General features: G+C 60.9%; 2 pseudogenes. One reads left to right on the top strand and one right to left on the bottom strand.

Annotation, left to right across the window (positions count from 1 at the left end):
- A pseudogene (locus NKH03_RS34695) lies at nt 1-76 on the bottom strand (IS6 family transposase); the annotation flags it as partial.
- Nucleotides 77-548: 472 nt separating this feature from the next.
- Between NKH03_RS34695 and NKH03_RS34690 the strand changes: the two are divergent.
- Nucleotides 549-1101 (top strand): annotated as a pseudogene (locus NKH03_RS34690) (integrase core domain-containing protein); the annotation flags it as partial.
- Between the last annotated feature and the right edge of the window lie 191 nt (nt 1102-1292).

Here is a 1292-nt window from a genome sequence, read left to right as displayed (position 1 = left end):
GGCTCAGTCCGTAGGCCAGACACCCGCGAATGCAGAGCAAGATCACGGATTGGTCGAAATGGCGGCCTTTGAACATCTCAACTCTCCGGGGAACACCGGAGCCCAATGCCATGCGCTTCGTTACCACTTTGCAACACATCCGGTGAAAGTCGTCAGCCACTCCGACGATCTCCTCGCGGTCCTGAAGGATCCTGCCTTGAACATTGAACGGGTCGGTCTCTAGGCAGGGCCCTTGTCGCAATGGCATTTCGAGGGGCTGGCGTGCGCGGGTTGCCGGTCATCTGAGCGTATCGCGCACCGCGTATTTCCACGGCGTCAGTGCGGAATCGAGGTCGGCTGGCAGAGCGTCGGGAGGGTCCTGCTGCCAGCACCACCACAGCCGGGCGATTTTGGCGTGCACCGGCCAAGAGACCGGGTCGCAAGGAGGCGGTCAGGTTCTAGAATAGGTCGCCGTACCGCGGGCTGGGACCAGAATCGACCTTTGCCGAAAGCAACAATTGTCAGCGTTGAAACCTGGATCGAACGGACCGGCGGGCCCGCCGCCGAGCGCGAAGCCGAACGCGCCCTGGTCGCTGGATTTCGTCCATGACCAGTTCGCTGCGGCCGGCGCTTCCGCGTGCTCAACATCGTCGACGACGTGACACGCGAATGCCTGGCGGTGATCCCAGACACCTCGATCTCAGGCCGGCGTGTCGCGCGCGAACTGACGGAACTGGTCGCCCGCCGCGGCTAGCCGGGCATGATCGTCTCCGACCATGGCACCGAGTTCACCTCGAACGCCCTCCTCGCCTGGTCGAAGGATCACAAGGTGGAATGGCATTACATCGCGCCGGGCAAGCCGATGCAGAACGGCTTCTGCGAGAGCTTCAACAGCCGCATGCGCGACGAACTCTTGAACGAAACCTTGTTCTTCGGCTCGACCATCCCCGAACAACCATCGCCGAACGGGCAGACGACTACACCCCGATCGCGCCCACATTCGGCGCTCGGATACATCACGCCTGCGGCTTATGCTGCCAATCTCACCGCAACGGACGATCGGCTGCTCAACCCGCGCCATATGGCGTAAAACCCGGCGAGGCTCAAACTGCAGCCGGATGAAAATTAGTGGCAGGTCAAACATCCTCAACATGGCGCGCCATTTGCAGGTCACCTCACGCAAGCCCGCTGTAAGGCTTGCGATCAACCCAGGGTGATTGACCTATGTCGAAGGAAAAAAAACCAGGATATCTACATCAACCAGACGTTCTGCGGAGTTTGGCTGCTCAGCTTCGTGATGAGGCTTCGCGAGC

Origin of the sequence: Mesorhizobium sp. M1406, assembly GCF_040317555.1 — a bacterium.
GTDB lineage: Bacteria > Pseudomonadota > Alphaproteobacteria > Rhizobiales > Rhizobiaceae > Mesorhizobium.
Note: the sequence above shows the minus strand (reverse complement) of the source record. Positions and strands in the feature narration are given on the sequence as shown.